The organism is Longimicrobium sp., from assembly GCF_036387355.1.
Taxonomy (GTDB): Bacteria; Gemmatimonadota; Gemmatimonadetes; order Longimicrobiales; family Longimicrobiaceae; genus Longimicrobium.
The window spans coordinates 1-2,326 of record NZ_DASVTX010000583.1; the positions used below are offsets into that span (position 1 = coordinate 1).

3 protein-coding genes are annotated in these 2,326 nt (G+C 70.3%); all 3 read left to right on the forward strand.

Annotated elements, in window-relative coordinates:
- The coding region (locus VF665_RS25385) for a M42 family metallopeptidase (RefSeq protein WP_331056296.1) at positions 1-1,031 on the forward strand (1,031 nt) is incomplete at its 5' end.
- Positions 1,032-1,245: 214 nt separating this feature from the next.
- Positions 1,246-1,719 (forward strand): SRPBCC family protein, encoded by a 474-nt coding sequence (locus VF665_RS25390; protein WP_331056297.1) that lies wholly within the window; start codon positions 1,246-1,248, stop codon positions 1,717-1,719.
- 115 nt (positions 1,720-1,834) lie between these two features.
- Positions 1,835-2,326: beta-ketoacyl synthase N-terminal-like domain-containing protein (locus VF665_RS25395; protein WP_331056298.1), on the forward strand; the 492-nt coding region annotated here is incomplete at its 3' end.

The window sequence follows — 2,326 nt, forward strand, 5'->3', positions numbered from 1 at the left end:
ATGCGCCCGGCCCGTCCGGCTTTGAAACGCCCGCCGCGCGCGTGTGGCGCGCCGAGGCCGAGGCCTTTGCGCAGAACGTGCGCGTGGACACGGGCGGAAACTCGCTGGCCAGCGTGGGCCCGGCGGGCGGCCCGCGCATCATGCTGGCGGGGCACGTGGACGAGATCGGGCTGATGATCACCCACATCGACGAAGAGGGCTTCCTGTACGTCGACGGCATCGGGGGATGGGACCCGCAGGTGCTGGTGGGGCAGCGCATCCGCTTCTTCAGCCGCGAGGGCGAGGTGGTGGGCGTGGTGGGCAAGAAGCCCATTCACCTCATCAAGCCCGAGGAAAAGGAAAAGGCGGTCAAGCTGAGCGACCTGTGGGTCGACATCGGCGTGGCCAACCGCGAGGAAGCGACGAAGCGCGGCGTGCGCGTGGGCGACCCCGGCATCGTGGACGCGCGCCTGGTCGAGCTGGGCAACCGGCTGATCGCCAGCCGCGCGGTGGACAACCGCGTGGGCGCCTTTGTGGTGCTGGAGGTGCTGCGCGAATTGTCGCGCGAGGGCGGCGCGGCGGAGGTCACGGCGGTGGCCACGGCGCAGGAGGAGATCGGGTACCACGGCGGCGGCGCGCGCACCACGGCCTACACGCTGGACCCGGCCATGTCCATTGTCGTGGACCTGACCTTTTCCACCGACGCGCCGGGGGTGGACAAGAAGCAGGTGGGCGAGCACAAGCTGGGCAGCGGGCCGGTGCTGTCGCGCGGCTCCGCCATTCACCCCATCATGTTCGAGCGGCTGGCGGAAACGGCGGAGCGCGAAAACATCCCCTACACCATCCAGGGGAGCCCGCGCTTTACCAGCACCGACGCGGACGCCATCTACCTTCAGCGCGGCGGCATTCCCACCGCCGTCGTATCGGTTCCGAATCGATACATGCACTCGCCCAATGAGGTCGTGTCGCTTGACGACATCGACGCGACGGTGAAGCTGATCGCCGCGTTCTGCCGCGGCGTGACGGCGGAGGACGACTTCGTTCCGCGCTGATGAACCGAGAGAGTGCGTGACTGCGGGGTGCGTGAGTGCACCCCGCTCTCGGGAGCCCCGGATGCCCATCGCGGCGTTCGGGGCTTTGTGCATTCTGAAACCAGAAGGGCCTCACGCGCTTCGCGGAGCCGGTGAGCGCGCTGGGCTCTTTCCCCGGGCGCGCAGAGTTTGTACAATCCGCGCCACCACTCCCTTTCCCCCAGCCCCGACGCGGATGCTCACCATCGACGAAATCGTCATGCGCGCGCCGGTGCAGGCGTGCTACCAGGCCGGCGCGGACGTGGAGCGCTGGCCGGAACGGCTGCCGCACTACCGCTGGGTGCGGTTTCCGCGCAAGGACGGCTTCGGCACCGGGCGGGTAGAGATGGCGGCGCGGCGCGACTTCGGGCCGCTCCCCTGGCCGGTGTGGTGGGTCTCGGAGATGCACGTGGACGCGGCGCGCCCGGCCGTGATCTACCGCCACGTGGACGGCATCACCACGGGGATGGACGTGGAGTGGACCTTTCACGACCAGGGGGACGGAACCACGCTCGTGCGCATCGTGCACGCGTGGAAGGAGGGGCCGCGCTGGCCCCTTCCCGGCGTGCTGCGGCGCGGGATCGGCGACGCGGTGATCGGCCCCGTCTTCATTCACGCGGTCGCCTCGCGCACGCTGGCGGGGATCAAGCGCCACGTGGAGCGCGGCTGACGCGCACCTCCGGCGCCCTGAGGTGTACAGGGGCGCGACGTACCTGCGTGGCCCGGCGCGGGAAGGCACCATGCCGCCCGCGCCCTTGCTTTTCCCGAACGCATTTCCGGGCTTCATGACCCAGAGCAGCCAGAACGGCGCCCCCGCGGGCCGCCGCGTCGTCATAACGGGGATCGGCGCCCTCACCCCCATCGGCACCGGGGTGGAGGGGCTGTGGACCGGGCTGAAGCGCCGCGAATCCGCCGTGCGCACCATCAGCCGGTTTGATCCGTCGCCCTTTCGCTCGCACATTGCGGCGCAGGTGGACGACTTCGAGCCCACGGACTACATGGACCGCGGCCGCGCCCGGCGCACGGAGCGGTATGCGCAGTTCGCCTTGGCGACGAGCAAGCTCGCCATCGAGGACGCGGGGATCGACCCCGCGGCCCAGGACCCGGACCGCGCCGGCGTGCTGATGGGGAGCGCGCTGGGCGGGGTGGCGTACGGCGAAAACCAGTTCACCCGCTACGTGCACAAGGGCGTGCGCGGGGTGGATCCCATGCTGGCGCTGGCGGTGTTCAACGGCGCCGCGTCGTGCAACGTGGCCATTGAGTACGGCTTCACCGGC

What these genes read in the sequence shown, in the direction of transcription:
- VF665_RS25390 (WP_331056297.1), top strand. Translation starts at nt 1,246, where the DNA reads ATGCTCACCATCGACGAAATCGTCATGCGCGCGCCGGTGCAGGCGTGC.